Source organism: Arthrobacter psychrolactophilus (assembly GCF_003219795.1).
GTDB classification, from domain to species: domain Bacteria; phylum Actinomycetota; class Actinomycetes; order Actinomycetales; family Micrococcaceae; genus Specibacter; species Specibacter psychrolactophilus.
The window spans coordinates 171,399-186,836 of record NZ_QJVC01000004.1; the positions used below are offsets into that span (position 1 = coordinate 171,399).

General features: G+C 58.2%; 9 protein-coding genes and 1 pseudogene. 5 read left to right on the forward strand and 5 right to left on the reverse strand.

Annotation, left to right across the window (positions count from 1 at the left end; translation table 11 throughout):
- Positions 1–9: 9 nt before the first annotated feature.
- From CVS30_RS07005 to CVS30_RS07015, 3 genes are read right to left on the reverse strand one after another with little or no spacing between them, the layout of a single operon-like run.
- Positions 10–2,586: an exo-rhamnogalacturonan lyase family protein gene (locus CVS30_RS07005; RefSeq protein ID WP_110484617.1), complete on the reverse strand. Its 2,577-nt coding sequence runs from the start codon at positions 2,584–2,586 to the stop codon at positions 10–12.
- Positions 2,583–4,616, reverse strand: coding sequence for a beta-galactosidase (locus tag CVS30_RS07010; RefSeq protein ID WP_110484618.1), 2,034 nt, complete (start codon positions 4,614–4,616; stop codon positions 2,583–2,585). Before CVS30_RS07010 ends, CVS30_RS07005 begins: the two co-directional genes overlap by 4 nt.
- Positions 4,609–5,370 carry a YesL family protein gene (locus tag CVS30_RS07015; protein ID WP_306418759.1) on the reverse strand — a complete coding sequence of 254 codons (762 nt, stop codon included), beginning with the start codon at positions 5,368–5,370 and terminating at the stop codon, positions 4,609–4,611. The genes CVS30_RS07010 and CVS30_RS07015 overlap by 8 nt, the downstream gene beginning before the upstream one ends.
- A gap of 211 nt (positions 5,371–5,581) precedes the next feature.
- Here CVS30_RS07015 and CVS30_RS07020 point away from each other — a divergent pair.
- The 3 genes and pseudogenes from CVS30_RS07020 to CVS30_RS07030 all read left to right on the forward strand — a co-directional run.
- A pseudogene (locus CVS30_RS07020) lies at positions 5,582–6,085 on the forward strand (substrate-binding domain-containing protein); the annotation flags it as partial.
- Between the two features lie 125 nt (positions 6,086–6,210).
- Positions 6,211–7,506 carry an ABC transporter substrate-binding protein gene (locus CVS30_RS07025; protein ID WP_110484621.1) on the forward strand — a complete coding sequence of 432 codons (1,296 nt, stop codon included), beginning with the start codon at positions 6,211–6,213 and terminating at the stop codon, positions 7,504–7,506.
- 36 nt (positions 7,507–7,542) lie between these two features.
- Complete coding sequence (locus CVS30_RS07030; RefSeq protein WP_181419716.1) at positions 7,543–9,630, forward strand: hypothetical protein; 2,088 nt, start codon at positions 7,543–7,545, stop codon at positions 9,628–9,630.
- Between the two features lie 16 nt (positions 9,631–9,646).
- Here CVS30_RS07030 and CVS30_RS07035 read toward each other — a convergent pair whose 3' ends face one another.
- Together CVS30_RS07035 and CVS30_RS07040 are read right to left on the reverse strand one after the other, a co-directional pair.
- Complete coding sequence (locus CVS30_RS07035) at positions 9,647–10,282, reverse strand: rhamnogalacturonan acetylesterase (protein ID WP_110484623.1); 636 nt, start codon at positions 10,280–10,282, stop codon at positions 9,647–9,649.
- 40 nt (positions 10,283–10,322) lie between these two features.
- On the reverse strand, positions 10,323–10,976 hold the full coding sequence (locus tag CVS30_RS07040; protein ID WP_110484624.1) for a YesL family protein: 654 nt from the start codon (positions 10,974–10,976) through the stop codon (positions 10,323–10,325).
- A 293-nt stretch (positions 10,977–11,269) separates the two neighbouring features.
- On the opposite strand from CVS30_RS07040, the gene CVS30_RS07045 reads away from it, so the two are divergent.
- Together CVS30_RS07045 and CVS30_RS07050 are read left to right on the forward strand one after the other, a co-directional pair.
- Positions 11,270–13,249, forward strand: coding sequence for a DUF6807 family protein (locus CVS30_RS07045; RefSeq protein WP_110484625.1), 1,980 nt, complete (start codon positions 11,270–11,272; stop codon positions 13,247–13,249).
- A 73-nt stretch (positions 13,250–13,322) separates the two neighbouring features.
- Positions 13,323–15,377: a beta-galactosidase gene (locus CVS30_RS07050; RefSeq protein ID WP_110484626.1), complete on the forward strand. Its 2,055-nt coding sequence runs from the start codon at positions 13,323–13,325 to the stop codon at positions 15,375–15,377.
- Positions 15,378–15,438: the final 61 nt, after the last annotated feature.

Genomic DNA, 15,438 nt, shown 5'->3' on the forward strand with positions numbered 1-15,438 from the left:
GGTACTTCCTTAATTGTTGGTGGAAATCAGGTGGTTGGAGGGGTCTTCTCGGCGGCTTTCAAACTCACCGGGTGCCCCAATCATTTCTAGGGCGAGCATGGCATTCAGGCACCACTGTGAGGCCCAGTTAGTGGACATATGCGGGTATTCCTTCACAGGCACCCAGGTCTCGGCGTCGCTGAGGGATTCAGGGAGCGGAACGGTTAGCTCGGTGTGTGCATCTTCAATCAGAATGTCCCAGACTTTTCGGGCCAGTTCCGCATCGTCGTAGTAACTGGCAGCGAACGCCATCATCCCGGTGGCCATGGAGGGCCATGAGAAGAAGCTGTCATCGAGGTGGCCGTCGCTTTCCACCAACTTTGCTTCTTCGGACAATGCGTAGAATCGTCCGAATTCAGCAATCATCCGGCTGAACTCGCCGTTCTCCATGACGTCGGCGATCTCCATCCAGACCTGCGGGGCCCCGAAGGCGATGATCATATGGAAGCCCCCTTTGGTAGCCAGCTGCATATGATGCAGATCCCCTGTACTGGTGTCCAGCTCCACAGTGGGGCCCGAGAGCAATCCCATGGGCATGGCCTTGAGCTGATCGATGCCCTTGGTAATCCAATCCCGCCACTGGGTGTCGCCGGTGCGTTCCCATTCGCTGAACCAATTGGACGTCAGCGCCGACCAATCCGGGCCGATCCGTATGTGCGTGCGCCCCTCGGGCCGCTCGTAGAATTCGCGCATGGGGTCCAGCCGGTCCAGCGCATGCTGGGCGTCGCGGACTTCTGAGAGTAGTTCCCCAATGCGCTCGTCACCGGTCAAGAAGTAGTAATATTTGTGCAATCCGGCCATGCTGATGCGCACTTCCTTGCAGCCGCATCCCCAGTGCGAGACGTTATGCCGGGAACCTAGTTGCGCGTACGTGCCATTATGGTGCCGGTCAACTTCTGCGCTATGCCAAGTCATTGCCTCTGCCAGACGGAACGTAGTGGCATCCCCGGTCCGCAGAAAGTACTGCCACAACCACATATTCGGCGCCAGCTCATTGTTGGCCCAGGCGTAGCCGCCCATGTCGTAGCGCCACTGGTGGCGGTATTGGTCGTAGGTGTGCATGAAGTCGCCAAAGTTCCAGTAGCCATACCAGGAGCGTTGTTCAACTTCGGCCGCGTAGTACTCAACGAAGCCGGCTAGGCGCTGCTCAACCAGGCTCCGAATACTGTCCACTTCAGTATTCACAGCGTGGGGCAAGCCCCACGTGACTCCTGTAGCGCGGCTCTTGTAGTAGCTTTCAGGGGCGCAAACTGCCTGAGCGGGTTGCTGTCGCTCTTGCGCCAGCAACCACAATTCTTGCGCCAGTCCGCCGTCTACTATCGCTGGAAGAAAATCAAAACTGATGTGCGAGGTATTTGCCACACCCTCTGGGGTGGCGCGCATTTCATCAAAACCCTCGTAGGCGCTGTCCACGAAGCAGCCCGCAGCGTAGTGTCGCAGATCCATTGGCTCGACCGATTCGGCCCAGCACCACGCCGTCAGGGCGGCGGCATCACCCTCGACACCGTCAACTTCCAAGGCGGCCGGGTTCTTCTGCCAGAATCCGCGCAGCGACACCGCGGCGCCTCCTGCTGCATGGCCAGCGTACAGTAGCCCCTGACTACGGCGCCCCTTGCCAACACGCACCGGCGCAAGCCTGTCGGTAGACTGTTTCTCCATCCGGAAATAGTCTTCGGACTCCTGTGTCAACCGATAGTTTCCCCACACCGCGTTGAGCGTGCCAACCTCGAACAATCGCTCGGGCCCGGTGTCTTCGGGCACCGGAATACCGTCCAACTGCTGAGCGTAGACCGGGTTGTTCTCGCTGAAGGGACGACTGTACAAAGACTGCACCGGTTCGGTGTAGACGCCTTCATCTCCGGCAAAGCTGACGTAGCGATTGAATAGCTCCCCAGACATAGGCGTGTCCAGACACAAGCCAATACCCTTGATGATCCGGTCCTTGGCAGCGTCCGTGAAAAGCAGCGTCTGGGTCACGCTAATGGTGGACTGGCCAGCAAATACAGCCAGCCGCAGCACAAAAGTCAACAAGATTCCGGTGTTTAGTAGCACCGTCCCCTCCGCCTTGACCACGCTGCGCACCGCACCGGGCGTCTCAAGGACGGCGGATGTCAGCTCAACGTTGGCTTCGGGGTTTCCTTGCGAGGTTCGCACGAGCAAACGTAAGGAATTTCCAAGCAGTTCTCCGTTACTGTTGCGGATTTCGCCGGTCAGCACGGATCCAGTGCGGGGGACGGTGAAGCGGATCGCCCCGGTATCGACCATGATTCCGTCCGGGCCCGCTACGGCCAGCGGAGTTTGGTGATGGAATTCCCCCAGCTTGGGGTCTAATTCCGGGGCCGCTGCACCTGCCGGAACTACGGCCGCGTGCCCTGTCCATTTCACGCTGCCGTCCGGCCAGTAGGCCAGAGTCCGGGCCTCATGTGGCCAAGGATCTCCTGCCAGCTTCAGCGCTGCAACATCCTCCTGTTCTAGTTCACCACGCTGCCAGGGATGACCAAAAGTGATGCCACTTACCCTGAGTGGTGCCTTTTCCAGCCATTTCATGCGTTACGCTCCTCAGCGATGATGTAGGTGTACGGTTCAAGCCGATACTTTCCGGCATTCATGTTGGTATTACTCAGTAGCTCCGTGGTTGGAAAGGGCAGCTCCAGCTCTGCAGTGGTATCTGACATGTTCACCAGCCAGCGTTGCAACCGACCCTTTTTACGCCGCAGATACTCAACAACACCGCCACCGGCACCCAGTTCTCGCGCTTCCGTCCGCGCGGGCCATGTTTTGCTCGGCGTAGTTGCGTATCCAATGAGCAGATCCACCAATAACGGGTCTTCGAATCCATCAGGGAGGGAGCCCACTAGGATGACACGCCCGTCTCCCGTTTCGGGAGTACCCTGGTTCTCCGTCACAAACGCTAGGCCCGCGGCCGGTCCACTGCGCACCATACCTAAGGGACGGGCAGTGGTGCATTCCATAAAGGTGGACATTCCGTCAAGGCCCCCCTGCCATCCCAAGAATTCGGCACTAGTTCCCGATCCTGTGGCCGGGAACGCCAGGACGCCGCGCACACCGGCTATGGATTCAAGTGCACCTAGGGCGGCATCGCTATGCCATCGGTGGTGGGCGTCCCGATCTGCCGTGCCAGGTCCCACGAGCCAGGTACCTCCTGCACGGACCCAGTCACTGACCCGCTCCAAGAACTCCGGATCAAGGTGGTGAGCATAGGGTGTCAACAGCACATCGTAGGCATCCAATGAAGCCCCTTCCGGAATGAGGGCGCGCCCAATTCCAGCTTCCACAAAACGCCGATGAATCCCCGACAGCACGCCCCGATAGTCGAGTTTTCCGCCGGGTTCGACGCTCAACGCTGTTTTTGCCCGATCGGAATACGTTATTGCCACGCGGGGCGGCAGCGTTTCACCGCCCGTCAAGATGGTTTCCAGCTGGGCGAGTAGTTCACCTCCACGGGCCGCGGATGAAAAGCCAATTGTCGGCGCACCCCAGGGGCTGACAACCGCGCCGTGGGGCTGTTCGCTGCCGCCACAGTGTTGACGGAACGGCCAAAACAGGAAACCCTTGGAACCCGCCGCAAAATTGGCAAAAATCTCCGCTTCCACAAAGCCAGCCGGGTGAGGACTACCGTAGTTGGCGATGGATCCCCCGTGGCTGGTACTCGTTTCCATGAGTATGGTTTTGCCGCTAGCTCCGAAATGCGGGAAATAGTCCAGGTTCATCAGGAATGCAGGGTAGTTCGGCGCCGCCGGATAAGTATCGAAGCTGGAGTAGTCGAGATTCGAATACAGGCCCTGATTGTCCAGATCGAAACCGAAGCCGCTGTTATGCGTTATTGGCAGTTCACTGTGTGCACGAATGATGCGGCTTTGCTCGGCGGCGAACTCGTTGATCTTTACTTGACTGAAGTCATTGAAAGCCGTCATCAGGGCGGTGTTGTGCAGGAACGGTGTGGGAGCTGGCAATGGTATCTGATCAAATGATTGATACGTTTCACTCCAAACTGCCGTTGACCACTGCTCATTAAGCTGCGCAATATCTTGATACTTCGCCTCCAACCATTGCCCCCACAAGTCACGGCAGCTGGGGCAGTGGCAGCCACCAACATGAGATTTGAACTCGTTATCAAGCTGCCAGGAGATCACTCTGCGATCTTGTCCAAACTCACGCGCCAGGGCGCCCGTGATAATCGCTGCACGCTCGCGGAAGTAAGCGCCATTCGTGCATACATGCTGCCGCGACCCATGACCCAAGGCGGTGCCGTCAGCCGTGTGGTGGAGGCGACCCTGATGCCCATGCGTGAGCCAAATGGGAGGAGTCACCGTGGGCGTACACAAGATGGTGGCGATGCCATGGTCATCGAGGATATTCAGAGCATCGTGGAGAATACTAAGGTCAATGCGTCCCTCGTCGGGCTCCAGTGCCGACCAAATGAACTCGCCCATGCGAGCTACGTTCATACCAAGTTTGGCCATCAAGGCAGCATCGCTCGCGACAATATTCTTGTCCCAGACCTCAGGGTAGAGCGCTGCGCCATAAAGGAGACGGCCATCAAATAATTCAGCCAAGATTCGCTACCTTCACTTGTGACTTGCGGACCGTGGCCAGTGCGCGCGGCCCGCGCTTTTCCAGCGTTGCCCCAACTGATACGTCGGCCATCGATTCATCATTGGACGAGTAGAACTTGTCGCAGAGCCAACCCACGAGGAACATCCACACACCAACGCTAAAGAATGGGACGAGACCTGGTAAGCGAAGGCTCACGATCCCCACGGCTGCCGTAACCAGTAGGAGTAGAACTGTGCCAGCTAGATTCCTCAGGGCAAAACGAGAAGACTGCGTGAAGTAGCGCAGGACCGGCAGTTGATACCTGGCATACATGGGAAATAGATAGCAAAGCGTCGCCACAAAAATAATTGACAATAGGACAATCACACCGGCGGCTAGCTGCGCGAGGAAGGTCGGCTCGACGGAGAAGAACTTCCAGTTCGCGAAGAGCATGGCAGCCACAAAGATCGCCACCACACCCAAGACGTTACCGCGACGGAAGTTCCGTCGGTATGCACCCCAGAACGCGGGCATAAGCGGCACCGCATCGCCTCGCACTCGGCAGCGAATCAGTTCATGAGCTGCCACTGTACTAGGCCCAACCCCGAAGATTACTAAGCCTCCAAGCGTGAAGACTAACCACAACAAATTCAGGCACGCAATCCATAGCAGCGTGTCAAAAAGTGTATAGGCCTTCAGCGCCCACGATGCGTTCATGTCAATCCTTCTTGGTCGACCCAAATCCCCATTGACCGGATCCGTGAATTGCCCCATCACCCAACAGGGTGCTGTACATCACATTCAGGAAAGCGGTTTCCAAAACATAGCACTTAAGAAAATGCTGGTCAAGAAGATTTTGAATCGTTCCATAACATTTCAAGAAATACGCACCGGCACCCTTGACCTATCGAATAGATTCGTAATCGAGCAAAACCATACGTTCATCACTAATCGCCCGATACGTTCCAGCGACAGAAAGGACCGTCTTTTGGATATTGGCCGTCGCAGGATTGCCTTTGTTGCTGGCCCCCAGCAGTTCCACCAGGTGTCCGATCGCTTGGCTGGCGCACGCACGGCCGTCGCGGAAGTGGCAGGGGCGACGCTGGAAGTTTTACAGGCTAGCGACCTGACAGTCTTGGCTGGACACAACGTGGGAGATCTCCTCGCGGAGCGCACTGGAGATTCCTTGCCTGACGGACTCTTCTGCACCAACGACCTCCTCGCACTGGGTGTCATTCAATCCTTGACCATGCTCCACACCCTGCGCATTCCTGAGGACGTGGCACTCGTTGGCTATGACGATATCGACTTTGCTGTTTCTGCCGTTGTACCCTTGACGTCTATCAGGCAGCCCACAGCGTTGATCGGCAGAGCCGCCATCGAGCTTCTTGCGGAGCAAATGGTCAACCCAGACGCCAAGCCGCGTTCCGTGGTCTTCAAGCCGGAGCTTGTTGTCCGCGCAAGCACCGTCGGCACCGCGGACCACTAAGCCCCTCGTAACTTGGCAGAAACTGCCACAAAATCCATTGACGCGCTGAGAATTCGTTGATACGTTTCAGTTCAGAAAACGTTTTCTTCCTTTCTTACTCGGAACTTCTCACCGAAAGCAGATCAATGTCGATCATTCTCAGTCGCCGCACCTTCGCTCATGCCGTCCTCGGCACAACCGCTTTGGGACTACTCACGGCCTGCGGAGGTTCCAGCGGCGCCGCCGATGCCGATGGCACCACGACGATCCGATTTGCTTGGTGGGGCAACACTGCGCGCGCCGAAGCCACTCAGGCAGTGATCGACAAATTTGAAGCGGCTAATCCCACGATCAAGGTCAAGGGAGAGCCCAGCGACTTTAGCGGCTACTTCGACAAGCTCGCTACAAGCGTCGCAGCCAAAGATGCGCCTGATCTCTTCACACTCGGGGGTGCTTATCCTGCTGAGTACGCCAACCGTGGCGCGTTGCTTGATCTTTCTAAGGCAGGAGATGCGCTCGACCTGAGCAAGATGGATGCTTCGGCGCTGACTAATGGTCAGGTGGGCGGGGTTCAGTACGGTGTATCGACCGGCGCTAACGCCCTCGCCATGGTCATAAATCCGGCCGTCTTCAAGGCGGCGGGTGTAGCTCTGCCGGATCCGGCAACCTGGACCTGGGAAGATTTCCGGAATATCGCCGCAGAGATCACCACAAAGTCCCCCGCGGGAACTTTTGGCTCGGCTTCCGTTCTCACACATGACTCTCTCGATGCTTTTGCCCGGCAGCATGGCGAAGAACTCTACACAGAGGATGGAAAGCTGGGTCTGTCGGAAAAGACCGTCGCGGACTACTTCGCATTTTCTCTCTCACTGAGCCAGAAGAAAGCTTCCCCCTCGCCATCAGAAATGGTGGAGCAGGCAAGCGTCAGTATCGAACAAAGCCTCATGGGCACCGGCAAGGCAGGGATGATGCTGACATGGAGTAACTCCATGCGCGCCCTGAACGAAGCCGCGGGAAGCGATCTGCAACTCTTCCAATTGCCTGGCGAAACTCCAACGCCTGGAATTTGGCTTCAGTCATCGCAGTATTTCGCGATCTCCGCCCAGTCAAAGAAGTCCGAGGCCGCTGCCAAGCTCATCAGCTTCCTGGTCAATGACGAGGAAGCTGCCAAGATTCTCCTGACAGATAGAGGAGTGCCGAGCAATTCAGCGATTAGGGCTGCCATTGCCCCGGAGCTCAGCCCATCAGGCCAGTCCGAGGTGAAGTACCTTGACATCGTTGGTGAAACTAAGTTCGCGCCGACGTTCATCGGCCCCACCGGGTCAACCTCGGTGGGCGAGATTACGGCCCGGATCAACACCAACGTCATGTTTGAGAAGGTCAGCCCGGCTGAAGGTGCAAAGCAATGGATGTCCGAGAGCGCTGCAGCAATCCTTTCCTAGTCTTGACCCTCACGACTCTGCCATGGAGATATCCCTTTGATCGATCGAAAAAGTCTTGTCCGTCGCCACAATGTCGTCTTTGACGCGATTGATGCGCGCTCACCTTTGACCGTCGGAAATGGCAGTTTTGCTTTCACAGCAGATGTCACCGGGCTGCAAACACTCCCCGGCGTTTATCCGGCGCCGGGGAGGTACGTAGAACAACCAGGAACACTGCTCGGGACCCAATCAAACTGGGGATGGCATTCCACCCCCATAGACCTTGAACCCTCACTTGACTCCGCCATCAAGGAATACGACAGCCCTCACGGCCCCGTGAGGTACGTAGACCTCACGGGAAATACCAGTGCCACGCATCTGGACGGCGGCTCACCAGAAGAAACCTGGCTGCGCAACAACCCTCATCGACTCATGCTCGGCCAATTGTCCCTCGACGCCAGCTCAACGGGGCTTGATGTGATTCACGCTTCAGATCTTGGCAGCATCAACCAAACACTCGATCTCTGGTCAGGTCTGCTCTCGAGTGCTTTCCGCATCAATGGCATCGACTTTGAGGTAGAAACAGTTGCCTGCCCAACGACCGACACACTGGCTGTGTCTATCTGCAGCTCAGGCACTATACCCCCCTCGGTTGAGCTGGCCTTTCCTTACGGCAGTGAAGCTTGGGGAAATTCAGCCGATTGGGAGCATCCCGAGAAACACACCTCGTCGCTATCTGAGGTCCCTGGCGGATGGCAGATCCGGCGTACCTTGGACTCCACCAAATACACAGCAACTATTTCCGCTAACGATTCAACTCTGACCCGGCAAGATTCACACCGTTTTCTCTTGACCGGATCATCAAGGAACCTCACTTTTTGCGTCAACTTCGCGGAGGCCACGGACTCAGAAAGCACAGAAAATCCCCAGAAGAATCAGGACTTCATCGCTATTCGCCAGGCATCCTTGCAGCACTGGGCAAGCCACTGGTCTGACGGCGGCCTCATCGATTTTTCTGGGAGCACTGACCCGAGAGCACACGAACTTGAACGGCGCGTGCTCCTCTCGCAGTATCTCTTAGCCGTCAACTGCAGCGGAGCACAACCTCCCCAAGAGACCGGCCTCATGGTCAATTCTTGGCGAGGTCGCTTTCACCTAGAAATGCATTGGTGGCACGGCGCTCACTTCCCAGTCTGGGGCCGCCCTGAGCTCTTAGACAGAAGCATGAATTGGTACTTAGAAATTCTCGAGGCCGCCCAGGCGACGGCTCGGAGACAAGGGTTCGAAGGAGCTCGCTGGCCAAAACAAGTCTCCCGTGATGGGCGCGAAAGCCCAAGCGACATTGGCCCGTTCCTCATCTGGCAACAACCCCACCCCATATACCTAGCCGAGCTGTTATGGCGCAGCACTGGCGATCCTGCCGTTCTTGAGCGCTTAGCGCCCCTCGTGTTCGAGAGCGCTCAATTCATGGCCAGTTACGTTGTCCGCTCCGACGGAGGCATGACCCTCGGTCCTCCTCTCGTTCCCGCTCAAGAGTCCTACGGATTCATGCGCGACACCGTGCAGAATCCAACGTTTGAATTAGCCTATTGGTCCTGGGCATTGGATGTGGCGCAGGAGTGGCGGCGCAGACTCGGCCGCCCAGAAATTGTGGAGTGGTCAGAAGTCTCCCAAGGAATGGTCAAGCCGCACATCGATAACGGGGTGTACAGCGCCATATCTGTTTCCCCTTTCACCATCCGCCAGGATCACCCATCCATGCTCGCAGCATTAGGTGTCCTGCCGGCAACCCATCTGATCGATCCAACAGTTATGAGCAATACCCTCGACAGCGTCTTGGCGGACTGGGACTGGCAAAGTACGTGGGGCTGGGACTACCCCATGATCGCCATGACCGCCGCACGACTCAACCGTCCGCATGACGCAGTCGATGCCCTCTTCATGGATAAAGGAAAAAACACCTACCTCGCCAACGGACACAATTTTCAGACCGATGCACTGCCGATCTATTTGCCGGGCAACGGAGGCCTACTCACAGCCGTCGCCTTAATGACAGCCGGACACGGCGATGGACAGACCAACCCTGGATTCCCCTCAGACGGCACCTGGTCGGTGACCTCGGAAGGCATTCTGCCTCTGCCCTAGCCGCGGTGGCCCCGAGCTAGGGCAGGATGCGACCTAGCTCCTGGGCAACATATTCCGCGATGGTTGCCGCTCCCACCCGGTTAAAGTGCGTATTGTCCTGCAACCCTTCAGGCCAGTGCCCATGTTCCCCCGGCACCAGGTGAGTGAAGTATTCCATGGAACCTGCTTCGCCGGCCGTCTCGTACAGCTCAGTGGTCCATTCCGAAAGGTCAATCAGAGGCAGCTGCTCTTCCTCAGCCAAGACACGCACTGCGTCCGCATAGTCCGCCAAGGTAGCCTGCTGAGCGCCTGAAACAAAGTTTCGTCGCTCGACTGAGGTACACAGGACGACATGGGCTCCCCGCTCACGAACCTCGGAGATCATCTGCTTTAGGTTGCTCGTATATCCGTTCACCGCTCCCAGATGGCTGAGCTTTTGGTCGTTGTGTCCAAATTGCAGCAGTACGGCGTCGCCTGTTTCGGTGATCTCCAGCAACTTGCCCCAGAGCCCTTCTTCCCTGAAAGACTCTGTCGAGGCTCCGCCCTTGGCAAAATTGTGCACGGCGGCTCGCGTGAACACATGCGGCGGCAGCTCCGCACCCCAGCCACTCATGGGGTACTCCTCCGTAGGGCAATTTGCCACAGTCGAGTCACCGGCAAGCAAGATTTTCATACACTTCTCCAAATAGATAACGGTGGCCGGGCTCCGCTGACTAGCGAGCCAGGGCCCAGGACTTTCTGAGCGTCTCCACTTGTGCGGTCATGGTCTCGGTAGTATTTTCGGCGGAAACGGACAAGTTCCTGCAGAACCAAGCCACCATGAGGAACCACAGGCTGAAACTCAAGAGGCCAGCGACAAGTGGCAGTCTGAGGCTAAGGTAGGCCATTCCAGCGGTTGCCATGAGCATAAAGACCGTCTGCGGCAGATGACAGATGGCGTGCCGGGCGGCGCCAACAAAGCAATCCAAGAGGCTTGCGTCCCCTCGGCTGAACATCGGGAAGATATAGCAGAGCGTTCCCGCAAGCAACAACGACGCCAAAGCGACGAGGGAGGCAATCAGCTGCGCACCGAAGTTCAGCTGCACGGAATAATGTGTCCATCCTTGAAAGAGAGCCACAGCTGTCACGATGAGCGGCACACCCGCAGCGTTACCGCGAGCAAAGCTCCGCCGATAACTACCGTAAAAAGCTTGGACTTGGGAAAACTTCTCTCCCTGCAGACGCCGCTGAATCACCTCAGATAACGCCATGCTCGCTGGTCCCGCACCAAAAAGGAACAGCCCAGCCGCCGCCCCTCCGAGCCATAGAAGATTCAACGACACGGCCCAGATCAGGGCGGCGAGATCGCGCGGATCTTTGCCATCCATGATTGCTTCATTGCCCTCCACCTGCTTCTAGACCACTATTCACTGTGCCTTACGTCACAGAAATGAAAACGCTTTCCAAAAAGTAGCACCGCGAAGCAGGGAACGTCAAAGCTCTATTGAAACGTTTTATCGAATCGTGACTCCGAGAGTCATCTTTTGTCTCAAGTGCCGCAATTGGCGCCACGAATCGGTTACATACCTGATTACCCTATTGAAATTGATACGTTTCACATATGATGGGCTGAACACCTTTTATTGGCTTCCCAACGTATCGATGAACAAGGATTAGACGCATGGTTGGCACGACCCCTCCCCTCCCTCGCATTGCCCTCGTTGGGGTTCATGGTTTCGGCGCTCATCATCTAGTCAATCTGGACCGATTGGAAGCGGCCGGAACCTTGAAATTGGTCGCCGTTGCCGATCCGAATCCTCCGGAAGCCGGGCGTCTGGCTCAAGACGTCGGGATCTACACCGATCTGACGACACTTCTGGCCGACGACGTCCACCCCGATGTCATCATCATCGCCACTCCCATCCAAACGCACTGCGCCTTGGGTCTTGCCGCACTTGCCGCGGGCGCCGACGTTTATCTTGAGAAGCCAACGGCAGCCTCCATGGCGCAATTTGATGAGCTGCGGGCGGCAGCGAATGCCGCCGGACGTTCCGTTCAAATCGGATTCCAGTCTCTTGGCTCGCTCGCCCTCCCTGCCCTGGCAATCATGATTAACGACGGCGAGCTGGGCACCATTCAAGGAATCTCCGCCCGGGGCATGTGGGTGCGCGACAAGGCGTACTACCAACGCTCTCGCTGGGCCGGCAAACGAACCATCAATGGCATTGATGTGGTTGACGGCGTCACGACCAACCCGCTGGCTCATGCCGTCGCCACAGCACTCTTCATTGCAGGAATTCGTTCCGCCGATGCCATCGAGAGCGTTGAAACCGATCTCTTCCGCGCACACGATATCGAAGGTGATGACACCTCAGCTGTCCGCATCACACCCAAGGAGGGTCCGCGCGTCGTCAGTGCCCTCACCGTTTGTGCCCCGGAAGAATCTCACCCTTCCGTACGTGTTCAGGGCACCGAGGGCCATGCTGTTTTCTATTACACGGAGGACATTCTGGAGGTCACGCGCTCCAACGGCATGTCCAGCGAGACCTTTGCCCGCACCGATCTCTTGGAGAATCTGCTGGCACATCGCAGTGACGGCACCGCACTTTTGAGCTCGATTGAGAACAGCGGCGCGTTCATGCGTGTCCTCGAGGCCGTCCGCACGGCCGCTGATCCTCGCCCCATTGCCGAAGAACATCTTGAGTGGATCGGCGAGGGACCCTCGGCTCACCCCGTCATCAACAACATTGCTCACTGGATCGACCGAGTCACGGCTAGCGAGGCAACCTTCAGCGAGCTCGGCGCACCCTGGACGTTGCCGGCCAGCACGTCCGCAACGATCACGGTCGACGGCGTTGACCTCGCCCATCACGTCAACGGCACCACCGTAGCCTCACGGCTCGCGCCACGACCCTACCTCCATCCCGTGACGACCGCGGGAGGTGTTCTCGTCAGCGACGCATTTCCGCTCGACCACCCCTGGCATCTCGGTGTTGGCGTGGCTCTGCAGGACGTCAACGGCGTGAATTTTTGGGGCGGCAAGACCTACACGCGCCAGAGCGCCAGTTACGAATGGCTGCCTGATCACGGCCGAATCGTCCGGACATCTTCCGAAGGCAGCGCCGAGTCCCCCGACACTCAGGAACTTCTCTGGCTTGGCCCCGACGATGCGGAGATCCTGCGTGAGCAGCGCACCATCTCTGCCACCTCCTTGGACGACGGCGCTTGGCGGCTGACGCTGAAATTCACCCTCACTCCGGCCGGTTCCGACCCCGTGATCTTGGGTGGGCCCGGCTCGAATGGTCTGGCAGGAAGCGGATACGGCGGCTTCATGTGGCGCCTCCCCGCAGCTCATAACGTTCAGGTTCACACGGCGCACGGTCGCGGAGAAGCTCAAGTTCACGGCAGGAGCGCTGCTTGGCTCGCATGGTCCGCAGACTTTGCAGCCGGACCCGCAACAGTAGTCTTCTCCGCACCGCCCGAAGCAGCCGACCCTTGGTTTGTTCGGGCGAACGAGTACCCCGCGGTTGCTTCGGCCTTGACGTGGGACACGGCCATGACATTGCTGCCTGGGGAAAGCGTCAGCCGCACGTTCAATGTGGTTGTTGCCGATGAGATCGCCAGCGATGAACAAATTTTGCGCTGGGTCGACACGCTCTAACCTTGGCCGCCTGCCACCATAAAACTTTTTTCTTTGCCTCATGACCATTAGACGCCGTATTCAAAGGAGCCCTATGCCGTCCCCCACTCCCCTCTCCGAGGGAACGACACCAGATACTGCCGCTCAGGAGCTGCGCACGAACCGCTTATGGGAAGCCCTGCCGGGGCTCTCTTACGGCGGTGACTATAATCCCGAACAGTGGCCGGAACAGGTCCGCCAGGAAGATCTAGCGCTCATGCAGGAAGCCGGAGTGTCGGCCCTCAGCGTTGGCATCTTCTCCTGGGCTTGGCTCGAGCCAGTAGAGGGAAGCTACGATTTCACGTGGCTCGATGAGGTCATGGATAATCTTGCCGCCACGGGCATCAAGGTAGCTCTCGCCACGGCCACTGCGGCTCCGCCAGCGTGGCTGGTACGCAAGCATCCAGAAATCCTGCCCGTCACTGCTGAGGGAAGCACGCTGGGACCCGGCTCGCGGCGGCACTATTCTCCGTCGTCGGCCATCTACCGCCAGTATGCGGCGAAGATGACCCGCGCCTTGGCCGAACGCTACAAGGATCATCCGGCCTTGGCGCTGTGGCATGTCGATAACGAACTTGGCTGCCACGTTTCCGAGTTCTACGGTCCGGAAGACACCGCCGCTTTCCAAGCATGGCTGAGCCGACGCTACGGCACGATCGAGGCCCTCAACGAGGCCTGGGGCACCGCCTTCTGGTCCCAGCGCTATAGCTGCTTCGAGGAAATCCTCACCCCGCGCCCCGCACCGACCACCCTGAACCCCACGCAGCAGCTGGACTTTCAGCGATTCAGCTCCTGGGCGTTGATTGACTTCTACTCCATGCTCGCCGAGGTCATTCGCGAGGTCACCCCGCTCGTGCCCACCACGACAAATCTGATGGCCTCAAGCGCCACCAAGTCTATGGACTACTTTGACTGGGCCAAGAAACTCGATGTCATCGCCAATGATCACTACCTGGTGGCCGCCGATACCGAGCGTCACATCGAATTGGCCTTCAGCGCCGATCTGACCCGAGGCATTGCCGGCGGTAAGCCCTGGATCCTGATGGAGCACTCCACCTCCGCCGTGAACTGGCAGCCTCGCAACATGACCAAGAACCCGGGCGAAATGGCCCGCAACTCCCTGGCACATGTGGCCCGCGGATCTGATGCTGTCATGTTTTTCCAGTGGCGACAGAGCAAGCAGGGTTCGGAGAAATTCCACTCGGCCATGGTGCCGCACGCCGGAACCAACACGCGAGTATGGCGTGAAGTTGTTGAGCTGGGCGCAAGCCTCAAAGCCTTGTCCGAGGTTCAAGGCGCCGAGGTGGAATCACGCACCGCAATCGTCTTCGACTACGAAGCCTGGTGGGCAAGCGAACTGGACTCCCACCCCAGCACCGATGTGAAGTATCTGGAACTCTTGCGAGCCTTCCACCGCTCCCTGTTCCTGCGCGGCATCACCGCCGATCTGGTCCATCCCAGCGCTAACCTTGACGGCTATGACCTGGTGATCGTCGCGACCCTGTACACCGTCACCGATGCCGCGGCCAGCAATATTGCGGCAGCGGCAGAACGCGGCGCCACAGTGCTCATCAGCTACTTCAGTGGCATTGTTGACGAGAACGATGCCGTTCGTTTGGGTGGTTACCCCGGAGCCTTCCGTGACTTGCTGGGCGTCACCGTCGAGGAGTTCCACCCGCTTCCGGAGAACTCCACCGTCTCCCTCGATGCTGGCTGGTCCGGGCGGATTTGGAGCGAGCATGTCCACCTGACAGGCGCCGAAGCCAAGGTGAGTTTCACGGAAGCACCCTTGACGGGAGTACCCGCCGTGACTCGACATGCTGTAGGAACCGGTGCTGCCTGGTACCTGGCCACGTTCCCGGATGCCACGGGACTGGAATCACTGCTCGATTCCCTCATCGCAGAGTCCGGCGTCAGAGCACCCGCAATGGCCGCAGCCGGGGTTGAGCTGTCCCGACGCAGTCATGCCGATGGACGCAGCTACCTCTTCGCCATCAACCACAACGTGACAGAGGCAGCCGTCAGTGCTCAGGGCACCGAGCTGATCAGCGGCACGCCGTTCAACGGAACCGTACCCGCCGGCGCCGTGGCGGTCATCGCCGAAGGCTAAGAATGCAAAAAGCTGGCTTCTGGTCTGCAGGAATTCCTGCGGACCAGAAGCCAGCTTTTTG

Excerpts from the sequence above, each read along its gene's own strand:
- CVS30_RS07005 (WP_110484617.1), bottom strand. The coding sequence starts at position 2,586 with ATGAAATGGCTGGAAAAGGCACCACTCAGGGTAAGTGGCATCACTTTT.
- CVS30_RS07015 (WP_306418759.1), bottom strand. The coding sequence starts at position 5,370 with ATGGGGCAATTCACGGATCCGGTCAATGGGGATTTGGGTCGACCAAGA.
- CVS30_RS07025 (WP_110484621.1), top strand. The coding sequence starts at position 6,211 with ATGTCGATCATTCTCAGTCGCCGCACCTTCGCTCATGCCGTCCTCGGC.
- CVS30_RS07035 (WP_110484623.1), bottom strand. The coding sequence starts at position 10,282 with ATGAAAATCTTGCTTGCCGGTGACTCGACTGTGGCAAATTGCCCTACG.
- CVS30_RS07040 (WP_110484624.1), bottom strand. The coding sequence starts at position 10,976 with ATGGATGGCAAAGATCCGCGCGATCTCGCCGCCCTGATCTGGGCCGTG.
- CVS30_RS07045 (WP_110484625.1), top strand. The coding sequence starts at position 11,270 with ATGGTTGGCACGACCCCTCCCCTCCCTCGCATTGCCCTCGTTGGGGTT.
- CVS30_RS07050 (WP_110484626.1), top strand. The coding sequence starts at position 13,323 with ATGCCGTCCCCCACTCCCCTCTCCGAGGGAACGACACCAGATACTGCC.